Raw genomic sequence first — 13,694 nt, forward strand, 5'->3', positions numbered from 1 at the left:
CGCGGCTGCCGCCGTCGCATGCGGCGGCAGGGCCGCGGTTCAAAGATGCCGCACGGCCATGAGCGCCAGCCATCCGGCGAGAAAGGCAAGCTGCAGTCCACCGAAGCGCCACACCACGGCCATGGTCACGGCGACCGGCAGCAACAGGGTGGGCATGATGGCAATCTGGATCAGGAGATAGGCGCCCATCAGGCTGGGCCCGGCGTTGGTCAGCGCCATTTCAGCGGCCGGCCAGCGCGACAGCCAGTGAGCCGCGCCCAGGCCCGACAGGCGGATGGCAATCGTGACCAAGGCCATGACGACGATGGCGGTCATGTCCGGCTCTTCCTGTTGATCCACAGCGTGGACGCCATTCCGGCCAGGCCCGCCAACAGCACCGCCATGGCTTGCTGGTCGGTTCGCCACCAGTAGAGCAAGCCGACCACGGCGCCGATTGCTACAGGTGTCAGGTGGTACGGATTCTTTCGAAGACCGATGGGCAGCAGCAGCGCCATCGAGAGCGGAACCAGTGCGTCCATGCCGAAGCTGTACAGCATCTGCGGCGTAAGCACGGCGCCGAACTGGAATCCGGCGATGCAGCCCGCCGTCCACGCCAAAGTGAGCGCGGAGGCATTCCCCAGGATGAAGTTGACGTCGATCGGGCCCCGCTGGGCGGCGATGTGGCATGCCGTCCAACTGCTGTCGGTCACCATGGCCGCCGCCAGCCCCACGCGCCATTTGCTGGAGTTCTTCATATAGGGCCAGAGCGAGGCCGTAAAAAGAAGATGCTTTGCATTGAGCCCGGCGGTCAATGCAATCAACGCGCCCATGTGAGCGGAATTGTTGAATTCGAGCGCAGCCAATTGAGCGGTGGCCGCATTGACGCTCAAGGCGGCAAAGATCAATTCACCCAAAGACCAGTCGGCATTCTTGCTGGCAACGCCGACGATCAGCCCAAATACCAGCACCTTGGGAATGAAAGGCAGCGCCGCAATCCAGCCGTGCGAAATTCCCATGGGCGCGGACAGGGATTTTTCCATCCCGGCCCTTACACCCAGAACAGGAGTTTTTCGGGAGTGGTCCCAAAAAAGCCGGACAAGGTGAGCCGCTCTCCATCGCTTGGCATGACCGAATGCGCCTGCGTGGTGCGGAAAATGATCAAATCGCCGACGCGGGGGGCAACTTCGAAATAGTCATTTCCCTTGCCGGCCAGCGCAGGGTCTCGCTCCTTGTAGATGCGAGTCTGCCCACCCGATTTGGGCGTCTTGAGGTAAATGTTCCACGCAAACTGCTCGCTGATTTGCGGCGCAAATGAAAGCCCGGTGTTTTCACCCGGCATCCAGTCGCGATGGATCGGTGCTTCCGGCAACATGCGCACCGTGAAGTTCATCATGTTCCGGCCCTGGTGCTCGGCGACGGCATGGCCCAGGGAAAACATCTTCGACGCCACTTCCTGGACGCGCGGGAAAAAATTGACGAGGGCAAGAATGCGCTCCTCGAATACTTTTTCAAAGATGCGTGCCCGGCGAAAATATTCGCCGTGATCCGATTTGAAGCGGAAAAAATTGGGGCCGAGCTTTCCTTTGCGGACGATATTGCCAGCCTTGTCGTCGCCCTCGTAATATTCGATGCCAATTTTGGAAATGGCATGCGATATCAGGTCGACCTGATATTCCTGTAGAAAATTCTCGAACCGCAAACCTGCCCGGTCGCCCATTGAGAATTTATGTATCGCCGCGAGGTTCGGCGTCGTGCGGTTGATATCCTCAACCACCCATTTCGTTAACTCTGCCATCATTTCCTCTTGGATTGTGAGGAGAATAATGGCGCCTGGTTAGGGTTTTCGTGGTATCCAGCGATACAGAAAGCTAACTATTTTTGTAATGCAAACGGCGTAGTGCGGAAACATCATGGATGATGACCTGCTTGGCCCGTGTTTCGATGACGCCTTCTTTCGACAGCAGGTTCAGCGTTCTTGTCACGGTGACCCGACTCAATGCGGTCATTGCCGCAATTTTCTCGTGCGTTAAATCGACTTGAAAATTTCTTGATTCCTGCGCTGAAGGAAAATCGCTGTTCGATTGCAATCGCGCAATACGCAATAGCAAATCGACCACCCGCTCTTTGGGGGCCGCCGATGCAACGCCCGCAAGCTTTTCAACAACCATCTTGTTCTTGAAGCCCAGCAGTTGAATGAGCGAGGCCGCAAGCTCGGGCATGGTGGAAAACTTCTGGGTAATGTCCGCCGGCAGGTAGCGGCTAAGGATGGCGGGCGCAACCACCCGCGTCGTGGTCGGACGAGGCCTGTTGGCAAATGCCGGGCCTTCACCAAAAATCGCGCCCGGCCCGAATATCTCGAGCAGGAATTCGGCGCCATTGCTTCGCTGGATCGTCGAATGAACGAATCCGGACCGAAGAAGATAAAAATAACTGTGCCGCTCGCCTTCCCGGGCGAGCACGTCTCCAGCCGCCAGGCTGACGACATTGCCCAGGTGAGTGGCTTCGATCCATGGGGTCGAGAGCGCCAGGGAGGCGTCCCAACTCGCATAGGCCGAAGATTCGGAATTTATTCTTTTCATTCAGAAGGCCGCGGCCATTGAACTGCAGGAAGGGAGTGTGGCGCCGGCTTCGTCGGGCGAACAACGAACTTGTGCATGGCAAGGTGGCCGTGCGAAGACCCGCTAGGTCGTCGTCTCGTCGAGCGTGTGGCCGGCGGCCTGGGCCAGGTGGGCGGTGTCGCTCCAGCCCACGAGGCTGAAGCCCTCGGGCGTCCACAGCATGCGGTTGATGGCCGCGTTGCCGAGCTGCCAGGTGCGCGGCGCCTGCAGGGCCTGGCGGGTGGCCGCGCGGTACAGCACGTCCATCACGCCGCCGTGCGCAACCAGCGTTACCAGTTCGCCCGGATGGCGCGCCGCCAGCTCAGAGGCCACGCCCGTGATGCGGTCGCGGAACGTCAGCAGGCTCTCGCCGCCGACCGGTTCGAACTCGGGGTCGCGCTCGCGCCAGCGCCTGGCTTCTTCGGGCTTCATCGCCTCGATCTCCGCGAAGCTCATGCCCTCCAGGTCGCCGAATGCGCGTTCGCGCAGCCGCGGCTCGGACTGCACCGCCAGCCCGTGGGGCTTGGCGATGGCCTCGGCGGTTTGCCAGGCGCGCGAAAGGTCGCTGGCGTAGATGACGCCGATGGGCTCGTCGGCCAGCGCCTGGCCGGTGCGCTCGGCCTGCCACAGGCCGGTGGCGTTCAGGCCGATGTCGATGTGCCCCTGGATGCGGGTGCCGACATTCCAGGCGGTTTCGCCGTGGCGAACGGCGATCAAACGGGTGATTTCTTCCATCCGCGGGGATTCTAGAAGCGCGCTGCCCGCTTCTATTTCTTCGCGGTCGGCGGGTTCAGGTCGATGTTCACCCGGCGCTCGCCCTGCGGCGGATTGGGAAAGCCCTGCAGGGCCGCCTGGAACATCACCGGCAGGATGGCCGTGCTCGAGTTGTAGGGGCCGTCGTTGCGGGCCCGCGTTTCGTATACCACGCGGTTGCTGCCCACTTCGCGCAGCACGATGCTCACTTCGCGCTCGTACCAGGGGTTGGCCGCGGGCGGCATGAACGCCGGGCCGCCGTACCAGCCACTGCCGTAGAAGCGGCGGCCATGGCCGTAGTAGCCGCCGTAGCCGTAGCCGCCATAACCCCAGGGGCCGTCGAACAGCCAGGGGTCGGCCCAGGGCGAGAGGCCGGCGGTCACGCGGGCGCCGATCTGCGCGGTGTATTGCGGCCTGGCGTCGTCGCGGCGCAGGCCGACCTTCTCGAGCGCGGCGGCGGCCATGGCTTCGAGCGATTCCTGGCGGGCGGTGTCGGCCTGCTGCGAAGGCAGGCGGTCGAAGCGGTAGGTGGCGCCGGGCGCCACGGCGCCGAGCGAAGAAAAACTCTTCACGTCGCTGTCGACCACCCAGGAGGTGGCGCAGCCCGACAGGGTTGCTACCAGAAGAAGAGCGTAAAGCGCACGTTTCATGAGGGTCTCCGGGCCAGGTGCCCAAAATTCCCCTGGGTTGCCCGAATCAGCCCTGGACGATGCGCAGGGCCGAGGGTGCCTGGGAGAGCAGGTCGAAAGAGGGCGTGTCGAAGGCCTTGTCGCCGTCGTCATCCGCCACGCCCGTCGCCTTCAGACCCTTGAAATCGTGCCGCGTTCCGTCGAGCAGGTGAGAAGGCACCACGTTCTGCAGCGCGGTGAACATGTTCTCCACACGGCCCGGGTATTTCTTGTCCCACTCGCGCAGCATTTCGCCGACCTGCTTGCGCTGCAGGTTTTCCTGGCTGCCGCACAGCGTGCAGGGAATGATCGGGAATTGCCGGTGCTGGGCCCAGCGCACGGTGTCTTTTTCAGCCACGTAGGCCAGCGGGCGGATCACGATGTGCTTGCCGTCGTCGCTCACCAGCTTGGGCGGCATGCTCTTGAGCTTGCCGGCGAAGAACATGTTGAGGAAGAAGGTCTGCAGCATGTCGTCGCGGTGGTGGCCCAGCGCGACCTTGGTGGCGCCCAGTTCGTCGGCCACGCGGTACAGGATGCCGCGGCGCAGCCGGCTGCACAGGCCGCAGGTGGTCTTGCCCTCGGGAATGACGCGCTTGACGATGCTGTAGGTGTCCTGGTTCTCGATGTGGAAGTCCACGCCCAGGTCGCTCAGGTATTTGGGCAGCACTTCTTCGGGAAAGCCGGGCTGCTTCTGGTCGAGGTTGACCGCCACGATGTCGAAGTGGATCGGTGCGCGGGCCTTCAGCTTGAGCAGGATGTCGAGCAGCGCGTAGCTGTCTTTTCCGCCCGAGACGCAGACCATGACCTTGTCGCCCTCTTCGATCATGTTGTAGTCGACGATGGCACGGCCGACCTCGCGGCACAGGCGCTTTTCGAGCTTGTGCGTCTCGCGTTCGATCTTCAGGGAATTGGCAGTGGCGTCGGCGGCGGCGGGCGCCTCGTCGATCCAGACGGCGTTCATGGGCAGGCTACTTCGGGGAGTCGGGGGAAGGCGTCGATTGTCCCCGATCCCCATTCCGCACGCTACGCGGCGGGAAAGGCGGTGCGCATGGCCTCCACGAAGAGCCGCAGCTTGGCCGGGTAGAAGCGCGCGTACGGGTACACCATGTACACGGGCGCGGCGGCCGCGTGCCATTGCGGCGCCAGGTGCAGCAGCCGTCCGTCCGCGAGCTCCTCGGCCAGCATCCAGGTCGACAGCACGCCGACGCCCACGCCCAGCACGGCCGCGCTGCGCAGCGCATTGAGGCTGTCGGTGATCATGCGCGGGCGGATCTGCACGCGGTACACCTCGCCGGTGGTTTCGTGGGTCAGCGCGATCTCGGTGCGGTAGAAGTTGCGCGCCGCCATCCAGGGCAGCGCTTCGAGGTCGCGGGCGTGCACGGGGAGCGCCGCCTCCTTGAAAAGAGACGGCGCACCGACCGCGATGCGCGGCACCTCGGACAGCCGGATCGCGACCACGCCCGGGTCGGTCACTTCGCCGACGCGGATGGCGCAGTCGACGCCCTCGGCAATGAAGTCGGGCGTGCGGTCCTGCGGGCCGTCGTGCAGCAGCCATTCGACGGTCATCTGCGGATAGCGGTGCAGGTACGCGGCCAGCGGCCCCACCAGCAACTGCTGCCCGAACACGTGCGGCGCCACCACGCGCAGCCGGCCTTCGGGGTGGTCGCCCACGCCCCGCAGTTCGGCCTCGAAGGCGCTCCAGCTCAGGATCAGTTCCTTGGCGCGGTGGAAGCAGCGCTCGCCGTCTTCGGTGAGCTTCATGGCGTGGGTGGAGCGCTGCAGCAGGCGCACGCCCAGGGAGCGCTCCAGTGCCTGCAGCCGCCGGCTCACGGTGGGCTGGGTGGTGCCCATCTGCGCGGCCGCGGCCGAAAGGCTGCCGGCCTCGACGATGTGCACGAAGGTCTGCATCAGCTCGATGCGGTCGACCGAGGGCGGGGCAGAAAGCGGCGTGGTCATGCGTCAAGCGTATATCAATTGTTCAAACCGTGGGACTACCTTGGCGCGCCTTCGCCCCGCACACTTCAACCCTTGCTTTCATGACCTAAGGGTTAACGCCATGTCTTCCATTCAAAAAACGCATGATGGGCTGCCTAACTCGCTGATCCTCCTGCTCGCCGCCAGCGCCGGGTTCGCCGTGGCGGCGCTCTACTACAGCCAGCCCATGCTCGGCGAACTGGGGCCGGACATCGGCGCTTCCGCGCGCAGCGTCGGCTTCGTGCCCACGCTCACGCAACTGGGCTATGCGCTGGGCATCCTGCTGCTGGCACCGCTGGGCGACCGCTTCGACCGGCGCCGCATCATCCTGGCCAAGGCCTCGGTGCTGGTGCTGGCGCTGCTGGCCGCGGCTTTTTCGCCGTCGGTCGGGCCGCTGCTGCTGGCCAGCCTCGTCATCGGCCTGACCGCCACGCTGGCGCAGGACGTGGTGCCAGCCGCCGCCACGCTGGCGCCCGAGGCGCACCGCGGCAAGGTCGTCGGCACGGTCATGACGGGGCTGCTGCTGGGCATCCTGCTGTCGCGGGTGCTGAGCGGCTTCGTGGCCGAGCATTTCGGCTGGCGCGCGATGTTCGCGGTCGCGGCGGCCAGCATCGCGTTCATTGGTGTTGCCGCGGCGCGCGGCCTGCCGCACCTGCGTCCGACCACGCAGCTGGGCTACGGCGCGCTGCTGGGCTCGCTGGCCCAGCTGTGGCGCAAGCACGGCGCGCTGCGCCGCGCCACCTTCGCGCAGGGCCTGCTGTCGATCGGCTTCAGTGCGTTCTGGTCGACGCTGGCCGTCATGCTGCATGGCGCGCCGTTCCACCTGGGCAGCGCGGCAGCCGGCGCTTTCGGGCTGGCCGGTGCGGCGGGTGCGCTGGCCGCGCCCATCGCCGGACGCATCGCGGACCGCCGCGGGCCGGAGCTGGTGATCCGCCTGGGCGCGGTGCTGGTGGTGCTGTCGTTCGCCGCGATGCTGCTGGCACCGCTCATGGCGCCGGCTGCCCGGCTCGGGCTCATCGTGGCCAGCGCGATCGGTTTCGACTTCGGCCTGCAGGCCGCGCTGATCGCGCACCAGACCGTCGTCTACGGCATCGACCCCGGTGCGCGCAGCCGGCTCAACGCGGTGTTCTTCACCGGCGTGTTCATCGGCATGGCGGCGGGCTCGGCGCTGGGCGCCCTGGTGCTGGCGCAGTGGGGATGGTCGGGCGTGGCCTTGCTGGCCACGCTGTCGGCGCTCGGCGCGCTGGCCGTGCGCATGTGGCCGGCCGCGGCCAAGCCCGCGGCGGCCTGCTGCTCAGCGGCCTGAACCGTTCAGGCGCTCAAGCGATCAGGCATTCACCACTCGCCGGCTTCCATGCGGATTGCCACTTCGCAGTCGTCGAAGATCTCGAGCTTGGCGATCTTCACGCGCACGCCCAGCACGCCGGGCAGCTGCAGCAGACGGTGCACCACTTTGCCGATCAGGCTTTCGAGCAGGTTCACGTGCTCGGCGGTGCACTCGTCGATGATGATCAGGCGCACCTTGCCGTAGTCGAGCACGTGGAAGATGTCGTCGTCCTGCGGCAGCAGCGGCTGCTGGCCCAGGCTCAGTTCGGCATCGACCTGGATCGGCTGCGGCGCCACCTTCTCGTGGTCGAGGATGCCGAGGTTGGCATTGAAGCGCAGGCCCAGCAGGGTGAGGGTCTGGCGGCCGTGGGTGTGGGGGGAAGGCATGGTGGTGGTGCTCACAGGTTCTTCACATGAGCGAGAAGTCGCGCTCGAATTTCATCAGGTGCTGGCCGCCGTCGACCAGCAGCGTGGTGCCGGTGATCGAGCTGTTTTCCAGCGCGAACTTCACCGTGGCCACCACGTCGGCCGGGGTGGACGAGCGCCCCAGCGGCGACAGCTTGTGCAGCTGCGCGAACTTGTCGTCGTCCAGCATGTGGCTGGCCAGCGTGAGGCCGGGCGCCACGCCCACCACCCGCACGTGCGGCGCCAGCGCCAGCGCCAGCATCGGCGTGGCGGCTTCCAGCGCGGCCTTGGACAGCGTGTAGCTCAGGAAGTCGGGGTTCGGGTTCCACAGCTTCTGGTCGAGCAGGTGGACCACGGCGCCTTGCGTGTCGCGCGCCGCCAGGTGGTCGTGCAGCGCCTGCGCCAGCAGGATGGCCGCACCGGTGTTGCTGCGCGCATGGCGCTCCATGAGCGCGTAGCTGAAGCTCGCGGCCTCGTCGTGCTCGAACAGCGCGGCGCTGTGCACCACCGCATCGACCGTGCGAAAGCGCGCGACCACGCGGGGCAGCAATGCGCGCGTGGCCTGTTCGTCTTCGAGGTCGGCCACGAACAGGGCCGAATCGCCCGACAGCGCGGCGCAGTCGGCCACCGTTTTCTCGGCATCCGCCAGCGAACTGCGGTAGTGCACCGCCACCTGCCAGCCACCCGCAGCCAGCGCCAGCGCGATCTCGCGGCCCAGCCGGCGGCCGGCCCCCGTGACAAGAACGGTGCGGCGGGTCGGGGAGGGAAAAGCGGCGCTCATGCGAAGAAGGGAAAGGGGACGGAGAGAGAATGGCGGGGTGACGACACAGACGCCGAACAGTTTACCCACCGCCCTCGATCACCTCATTGCCCGCGCCGTCGAACGCGCCGGCGGATGGATCGGGTTCGACCGCTTCATGGCGCTCGCCCTGTACGCGCCCGGCCTGGGCTACTACGCCAACAGCTCCGCCAAGTTCGGCCACATGCCGTCTTCGGGCAGCGATTTCGTGACGGCCCCCGAGCTCACGCCGATGTTCGGCCAGGCACTGGCGGCGCAGGTGGCGCAGGCGCTCGAAAAGACCGGCACCGACACGGTCTGGGAATTCGGCGCGGGCTCCGGCGCGCTGGCGGTGCAGCTGCTGCATGCGCTCGACGAAATGGGCCGAAGCGACGTGCGCTACCGCATCGTCGACCTGTCGGGCACCCTGCGCGAGCGGCAGCAGCAGGCGCTGGTGCGCTATGCGGACCGGGTCGAATGGCTGGGCGAACTGCCCGGGTCGATGCAGGGCGTGGTGGTCGGCAACGAAGTGCTCGACGCGATGCCGGTGCAGTTGCTGGCGCGCGTTGGTGGCCAGTGGTTCGAGCGTGGCGTGGTGCGCAATGCGCAGGGCGACGGCTGGGCCTGGGCCGACCGCGCCACCGGCCTGCGTCCCCCGGTCGAGGTGGTCGGCGCGCACGACTACCTGACGGAAATCCATCCCCAGGCCCAGGCCTTCATCGCCACGCTGGCCGACCGCCTGGACAAGGGCGCGGCCTTTCTCATCGACTACGGTTTCCCCGAGAGCGAGTACTACCACCCGCAGCGCCACATGGGCACGGTGATGTGCCACCGCGCCCACCAGGCCGATGGCGACCCGCTGGCCGACGTGGGCTACAAGGACATCACCGCGCACGTCGACTTCACCGGCATCGCGCTGGCGGGGCAGGACGCGGGGCTGGAGGTGCTGGGCTACACCAGCCAGGCGCGCTTTCTGCTGAACTGCGGCCTGCTGTCGAAGATGGAGCAGGGCACCACCGCGCAACGCGCGATGGCGGCGCGGCTGATTCACGAGCACGAAATGGGTGAGCTGTTCAAGGTGGTCGGCTTCGCGGTCGGCGAGCCCTGGGACGCGATGGGCTTTGCCGAAGGCGACCGCAGCCACACGCTGTGAAACCCCGATGGGGAGCGAGACCCGGGGTGGCCCGAGGGGCGCGTGAGCGGGTCATAAGCTAGCAACGAAGAGTTCGTTGGAGAACGGCGCAGCGGCCCCTACATTCGCGGCATGACTGCCGTTCTTCCCAACGCCCAGGCCCATCGGGCCGCGGCGCAGCACTTCGAGGTGCGCCCCTTCGACGCACCGGTGGGCGCCGAAATCGTCGGCCTCGACATCTCGAAGCCGATCAACGCCGAAGACTTTGCGCGCATCCACCGCGCGCACCTCGACCACCACGTGGTCGTGTTCCGCGACCAGCAGATCACGCCCGCCGAGCACATCGAATTCAGCCGCCGCTTCGGCCCGCTCGAGATCCATGTGCTGCACCAGTTCCAGCTCAGGAACCACCCGGAAATACTGATCGTCTCCAACATCAAGGAGAACGGCGAGCCCATTGGCCTGGGCGATGCGGGCGTGTACTGGCATTCGGACATTTCGTACAAGCCCAACCCCAGCCTCGGCTCGCTGCTGCACGCGCAGGAGCTGCCCAGCGAAGGCGGCGACACGCTCTTTGCCGACCAGCACCTTGCATGGGAATCGCTGCCGGCCGAGCTGCAGCAACGCATCCTGCCGCTCAAGGCCGAGCACAGCTACCTTGCCAAGTACGAAGAGCTGCGCGCGAAAAATCCATGGCGGCCCAAGCTTTCGCAGGCGCAGATCGACCAGGTGGCACCCGCCGTGCAGCCGGTGGTGCGCACGCATCCCGAAACGGGCCGCAAGGCGCTGTTCGTCAGCGAGCATTTCACGACGCGCATCGTCGGCCTGCCGCAAGACGAGAGCGATGCGCTGCTGGCCGAGCTGTTCGCGCACAGCGTCAAGCCCGAGTTCGTGTACCGCCACACGTGGGCGCCGCATGACCTGGTGTTCTGGGACAACCGCTCGCTGATGCACCTGGCGGCCGGCACGCCCGACCACCTGCGCCGCCGCCTGAACCGCACCACCATCGTCGGCGACACGCCTTTCTGATTCTTTTTCTTTCTCTCCGGATCGATTTCAATGAACCGCTTCACACGCAAAGCCGCCGCGTTCGTCACCGGCCTCGGCCTTCTTGCCGGCAGTTTTGCCGCGCATGCCGAAGGGCAGATCCGCATTGCCGAGCAGTTCGGCATCGTCTACCTGCTGCTCAACGTGGCGCAGGAACAGAAGCTGATCGAGAAGCACGCCAAGGCGGCGGGCGTCGATGCCAAGGTCGAGTGGATCAAGCTGTCGGGCGGCTCGGCCGTCAACGACGCGCTGCTGTCCGGCAACATCGAAATTGCCGGCGCCGGCGTGGGCCCGCTGCTCACGCTGTGGGACCGCACCAAGGGCAAGCAGAACGTGAAGGGCGTGGCCTCGCTCGGCAACTTCCCGTACTACCTGGTGAGCAACAACCCGAACGTGAAGACCATTGCCGACTTCACCGACAAGGACCGCATCGCGCTGCCCGCCGTCGGCGTGTCGGTGCAGTCGCGCGTGCTGCAGTTCGCCTCGGCCAAGTTGTGGGGCGACAAGGAGTTCAACCGCCTCGACAAGATCAGCGTGGCGCTGCCGCACCCCGACGCGGCCGCGGCCATCATCAAGGGCGGCACCGAGATCACCGGGCACTTCGGCAATCCGCCGTTCCAGGAGCAGGAATTGGCGGGCAACCCGAACGCGCACATCGTGCTCAATTCGTACCAGGTGCTGGGCGGACCGTCGTCGGCCACGGTGCTCTACGCCACCGAGAAATTCCGCAGCGAGAACCCGAAGACCTACAAGGCTTTTGTCGATGCGCTCGACGAGGCGGCGAAGTTCGTCACCGCCAACCCCGAGAAGGCAGCGGACATCTATCTGAAGGTGAGCAACGCGAAGCTCGACCGCGAGCTGCTGCTGAAGATCATCAAGAACCCCGAAGTGCAGTTCAAGACCACGCCGCAGAACACCTACCCGTTGGCGGAGTTCATGCACAGGGTGGGCGCGATCAAGAACAAGCCGGCTTCGGTGAAGGACTATTTCTTTGACGATGCGCAGAACAGTTCGGGGAATTGAGCCGTGAGCACGGCGAAGGCGCCTTCCGGGTTTGACTCCTTCCCCCTCTGGGGGAAGGCTGGGATGGGGGCGGGCAGAGCGGTGGCGAAGCAGGCGCCGCTTGCCCCCACCCCGGCCCTCCCCCGGGAGGGGAGGGAGGAAGACCAGGGTCAAGAGCTCGCGCCGCTGCTACAAGTGGACAGCGTCAGCCTCGAATACCGCACCCCCGAGCGCGTCGTTCGTGCCACGCACCGCGTGAGCTTCGACGTCCACGCCGCCGACCGCTTCGTGCTGCTCGGCCCCTCGGGCTGCGGCAAGTCGACATTGCTGAAGGCCGTGGCCGGCTTCATCCCGCCGGTCGAAGGCGAGATCCGCCTCGATGGCCAGCGCGTGACGCAGCCCGGCCCCGACCGCATCGTCGTGTTCCAGGAGTTCGACCAGTTGCCGCCCTGGAAAACGGTCAAGCAGAACGTCATGTTCCCGCTGCTCGCTTCGCGCACGCTCGGCAAGAAAGAAGCCGCCGAGCGCGCGCTGCACTACCTCGACAAGGTGGGCTTGTCGAAGTTCGCCGACGTGCATCCGCACCAGCTTTCCGGTGGCATGAAGCAGCGCGTGGCGATCGCGCGTGCGCTGGCCATGCAGCCGCGCGTGCTGCTCATGGACGAGCCCTTTGCCGCGCTCGACGCGCTCACGCGCCGCAAGATGCAGCAGGAGCTGCTCGAGCTGTGGGACGAGGTGCGCTTCACGCTGCTGTTCGTCACGCACTCCATCGAAGAAGCGCTGGTGGTGGGCAACCGCATCGCGCTGCTGTCGCCGCACCCGGGCCGCATGCGCGCCGAGATCAACAGCCATGGCTTCTCTCTCGAAAGCCTGGGCGGCCCCGAGTTCCAGGGCACGGCGAAGCGCATTCACGACATGCTGTTCGAGGAAGAGCCAGAAGTGGCGGCCGCGCCATGAACCCTGCCTTTCTCCCTCCCCTCCCGGGGGAGGGTTGGGGTGGAGGCAAGCGGCGTATCCAGTGCCGCCGGCTCATCCATCGCTGCTCGCCCCCATCCCAGCCTTCCCCCGGAAGGGGAAGGAGCAATACCCGATGAGCACTCTCACGCCTCCCATCCCTCCTGTTCGCCCCGAGTACGAGCGCACGCTCGAGCCCTTCACCGAAGTCCCGCTCGAACGCGTGTTGCCGTGGCCGGCCCGCATCTGGGCGCAGCCCGGCGTGCGCAAGGGCCTGATCCTGGTCGTCATCGCAGTGCTCTGGGAGCTCGCGGCCCGCTGGCAGGACAACGACCTGCTGCTGCCCACCTTTACCGCCACCGCCCGTGCGTTGTTCGAAGGCCTGGCCAGCGGCGAGCTGATCGAGAAGGTGCGCATCTCCCTGGCCGTCTTGCTGCAGGGCTACCTTGCCGGCGTGCTGCTGGCCTTCGCGCTCACCACGCTCGCGGTGTCCACCCAGATCGGCCGCGACCTGCTGGACACGCTCACGTCGATGTTCAACCCGTTGCCCGCCATCGCGCTGTTGCCGCTCGCCTTGCTGTGGTTCGGCCTGGGCCGGGGCAGCCTGGTGTTCGTGCTGATCCATTCCGTGCTGTGGCCGTTGGCGCTCAACACCTATGCGGGCTTCCAGGGCGTGCCCGAAACACTGCGCATGGCCGGCCGCAACTACGGCCTGAAGGGCCTGCGCTACGTGCTGCAGATCCTGGTGCCGGCTGCGTTGCCGTCGATCCTGTCGGGCCTGAAGATCGGCTGGGCTTTCGCGTGGCGCACGCTGATCGCGGCCGAACTGGTGTTCGGTGCCTCGTCGGGCAAGGGCGGCCTGGGCTGGTACATCTTCCAGAACCGCAACGAGCTCTACACCGACCGCGTGTTCGCGGGGCTGGCCATGGTGGTGCTCATAGGCCTGCTGGTCGAGAGCCTGGGCTTCAAGACGCTTGAACGCTTGACCGTGCGTCGATGGGGTCAGCAACGCTGATCGATCGGCTCTTATCGGTTGTTCTTGGCGCTGTTGTCTTGGGTCATTCAGGGCAGCGCCCACG

16 protein-coding genes are annotated in these 13,694 nt (G+C 66.0%); 6 read left to right on the plus strand and 10 right to left on the minus strand.

The genetic code is table 11. The features are described from left to right. Nucleotides 1-39 precede the first annotated feature (39 nt). The 8 genes from DBV14_RS27755 to DBV14_RS27790 form a co-directional block, all read right to left on the minus strand. On the minus strand, nt 40-315 hold the full coding sequence (locus DBV14_RS27755) for a hypothetical protein (RefSeq protein WP_124464236.1): 276 nt from the start codon (nt 313-315) through the stop codon (nt 40-42). Then, on the minus strand, nt 312-1,019 hold the full coding sequence (locus DBV14_RS27760) for an AzlC family ABC transporter permease (RefSeq protein WP_124464238.1): 708 nt from the start codon (nt 1,017-1,019) through the stop codon (nt 312-314). Before DBV14_RS27760 ends, DBV14_RS27755 begins: the two co-directional genes overlap by 4 nt. Nucleotides 1,020-1,027: 8 nt before the next feature. Further along, nucleotides 1,028-1,777 carry a 2OG-Fe(II) oxygenase gene (locus tag DBV14_RS27765; protein ID WP_124464240.1) on the minus strand — a complete coding sequence of 250 codons (750 nt, stop codon included), beginning with the start codon at nt 1,775-1,777 and terminating at the stop codon, nt 1,028-1,030. A 70-nt stretch (nt 1,778-1,847) separates the two neighbouring features. Further along, nucleotides 1,848-2,558 carry a Crp/Fnr family transcriptional regulator gene (locus DBV14_RS27770; protein ID WP_124464242.1) on the minus strand — a complete coding sequence of 237 codons (711 nt, stop codon included), beginning with the start codon at nt 2,556-2,558 and terminating at the stop codon, nt 1,848-1,850. Nucleotides 2,559-2,660: 102 nt separating this feature from the next. Further along, nucleotides 2,661-3,311 (minus strand): histidine phosphatase family protein, encoded by a 651-nt coding sequence (locus DBV14_RS27775; protein ID WP_124464244.1) that lies wholly within the window; start codon nt 3,309-3,311, stop codon nt 2,661-2,663. A 32-nt stretch (nt 3,312-3,343) separates the two neighbouring features. Further along, on the minus strand, nt 3,344-3,979 hold the full coding sequence (locus tag DBV14_RS27780; protein ID WP_124464246.1) for a DUF4136 domain-containing protein: 636 nt from the start codon (nt 3,977-3,979) through the stop codon (nt 3,344-3,346). Between the two features lie 46 nt (nt 3,980-4,025). Beyond that, on the minus strand, nt 4,026-4,958 hold the full coding sequence (gene ttcA, locus DBV14_RS27785; RefSeq protein WP_124464248.1) for a tRNA 2-thiocytidine(32) synthetase TtcA: 933 nt from the start codon (nt 4,956-4,958) through the stop codon (nt 4,026-4,028). A gap of 62 nt (nt 4,959-5,020) precedes the next feature. Beyond that, on the minus strand, nt 5,021-5,953 hold the full coding sequence (locus tag DBV14_RS27790; RefSeq protein ID WP_124464249.1) for a LysR family transcriptional regulator: 933 nt from the start codon (nt 5,951-5,953) through the stop codon (nt 5,021-5,023). Nucleotides 5,954-6,053: 100 nt separating this feature from the next. Between DBV14_RS27790 and DBV14_RS27795 the strand changes: the two genes are divergently transcribed. Continuing rightward, nucleotides 6,054-7,277, plus strand: coding sequence for an MFS transporter (locus DBV14_RS27795; protein WP_124464251.1), 1,224 nt, complete (start codon nt 6,054-6,056; stop codon nt 7,275-7,277). 29 nt (nt 7,278-7,306) lie between these two features. On the opposite strand, the gene DBV14_RS27800 is transcribed toward DBV14_RS27795, so the two are convergent. Both DBV14_RS27800 and DBV14_RS27805 read right to left on the minus strand, forming a co-directional pair. Next, the gene (locus DBV14_RS27800; protein ID WP_124464252.1) at nt 7,307-7,684 is read right to left on the minus strand and encodes a dihydroneopterin aldolase; all 378 of its coding nucleotides are present in this window, start codon (nt 7,682-7,684) and stop codon (nt 7,307-7,309) included. Between the two features lie 22 nt (nt 7,685-7,706). After that, nucleotides 7,707-8,483 carry an SDR family oxidoreductase gene (locus tag DBV14_RS27805; RefSeq protein ID WP_124464253.1) on the minus strand — a complete coding sequence of 259 codons (777 nt, stop codon included), beginning with the start codon at nt 8,481-8,483 and terminating at the stop codon, nt 7,707-7,709. A gap of 37 nt (nt 8,484-8,520) precedes the next feature. Between DBV14_RS27805 and DBV14_RS27810 the strand changes: the two genes are divergently transcribed. The 5 genes from DBV14_RS27810 to DBV14_RS27835 all read left to right on the plus strand — a co-directional run bounded on the left by DBV14_RS27810 (nt 8,521) and on the right by DBV14_RS27835 (nt 13,630). Then, nucleotides 8,521-9,633, plus strand: a complete 1,113-nt coding sequence (locus DBV14_RS27810; RefSeq protein WP_124464255.1) for a class I SAM-dependent methyltransferase — start codon at nt 8,521-8,523, stop codon at nt 9,631-9,633. 111 nt (nt 9,634-9,744) lie between these two features. Further along, nucleotides 9,745-10,641, plus strand: coding sequence for a TauD/TfdA family dioxygenase (locus tag DBV14_RS27815; protein ID WP_124464257.1), 897 nt, complete (start codon nt 9,745-9,747; stop codon nt 10,639-10,641). Nucleotides 10,642-10,671: 30 nt separating this feature from the next. After that, nucleotides 10,672-11,682 carry an ABC transporter substrate-binding protein gene (locus DBV14_RS27820; protein ID WP_124464259.1) on the plus strand — a complete coding sequence of 337 codons (1,011 nt, stop codon included), beginning with the start codon at nt 10,672-10,674 and terminating at the stop codon, nt 11,680-11,682. A 63-nt stretch (nt 11,683-11,745) separates the two neighbouring features. After that, nucleotides 11,746-12,618, plus strand: a complete 873-nt coding sequence (locus DBV14_RS27825; RefSeq protein WP_124464260.1) for an ABC transporter ATP-binding protein — start codon at nt 11,746-11,748, stop codon at nt 12,616-12,618. A 133-nt stretch (nt 12,619-12,751) separates the two neighbouring features. Next, the gene (locus tag DBV14_RS27835; RefSeq protein WP_124464262.1) at nt 12,752-13,630 is read left to right on the plus strand and encodes an ABC transporter permease; all 879 of its coding nucleotides are present in this window, start codon (nt 12,752-12,754) and stop codon (nt 13,628-13,630) included. Nucleotides 13,631-13,694: the final 64 nt, after the last annotated feature.

Origin of the sequence: Variovorax sp. KBW07 (assembly GCF_003852515.1) — a bacterium.
Taxonomy (GTDB): Bacteria; Pseudomonadota; Gammaproteobacteria; order Burkholderiales; family Burkholderiaceae_C; genus Variovorax.

Excerpts from the sequence above, each read along its gene's own strand:
- DBV14_RS27760 (WP_124464238.1), bottom strand. The coding sequence starts at position 1,019 with ATGGAAAAATCCCTGTCCGCGCCCATGGGAATTTCGCACGGCTGGATT.
- DBV14_RS27795 (WP_124464251.1), top strand. The coding sequence starts at position 6,054 with ATGTCTTCCATTCAAAAAACGCATGATGGGCTGCCTAACTCGCTGATC.
- DBV14_RS27815 (WP_124464257.1), top strand. The coding sequence starts at position 9,745 with ATGACTGCCGTTCTTCCCAACGCCCAGGCCCATCGGGCCGCGGCGCAG.
- DBV14_RS27820 (WP_124464259.1), top strand. The coding sequence starts at position 10,672 with ATGAACCGCTTCACACGCAAAGCCGCCGCGTTCGTCACCGGCCTCGGC.
- DBV14_RS27755 (WP_124464236.1), bottom strand. The coding sequence starts at position 315 with ATGACCGCCATCGTCGTCATGGCCTTGGTCACGATTGCCATCCGCCTG.
- ttcA (WP_124464248.1), bottom strand. The coding sequence starts at position 4,958 with ATGAACGCCGTCTGGATCGACGAGGCGCCCGCCGCCGCCGACGCCACT.
- DBV14_RS27805 (WP_124464253.1), bottom strand. The coding sequence starts at position 8,483 with ATGAGCGCCGCTTTTCCCTCCCCGACCCGCCGCACCGTTCTTGTCACG.
- DBV14_RS27825 (WP_124464260.1), top strand. The coding sequence starts at position 11,746 with ATGGGGGCGGGCAGAGCGGTGGCGAAGCAGGCGCCGCTTGCCCCCACC.
- DBV14_RS27780 (WP_124464246.1), bottom strand. The coding sequence starts at position 3,979 with ATGAAACGTGCGCTTTACGCTCTTCTTCTGGTAGCAACCCTGTCGGGC.
- DBV14_RS27775 (WP_124464244.1), bottom strand. The coding sequence starts at position 3,311 with ATGGAAGAAATCACCCGTTTGATCGCCGTTCGCCACGGCGAAACCGCC.
- DBV14_RS27790 (WP_124464249.1), bottom strand. The coding sequence starts at position 5,953 with ATGACCACGCCGCTTTCTGCCCCGCCCTCGGTCGACCGCATCGAGCTG.
- DBV14_RS27800 (WP_124464252.1), bottom strand. The coding sequence starts at position 7,684 with ATGCCTTCCCCCCACACCCACGGCCGCCAGACCCTCACCCTGCTGGGC.
- DBV14_RS27765 (WP_124464240.1), bottom strand. The coding sequence starts at position 1,777 with ATGATGGCAGAGTTAACGAAATGGGTGGTTGAGGATATCAACCGCACG.
- DBV14_RS27835 (WP_124464262.1), top strand. The coding sequence starts at position 12,752 with ATGAGCACTCTCACGCCTCCCATCCCTCCTGTTCGCCCCGAGTACGAG.
- DBV14_RS27770 (WP_124464242.1), bottom strand. The coding sequence starts at position 2,558 with ATGAAAAGAATAAATTCCGAATCTTCGGCCTATGCGAGTTGGGACGCC.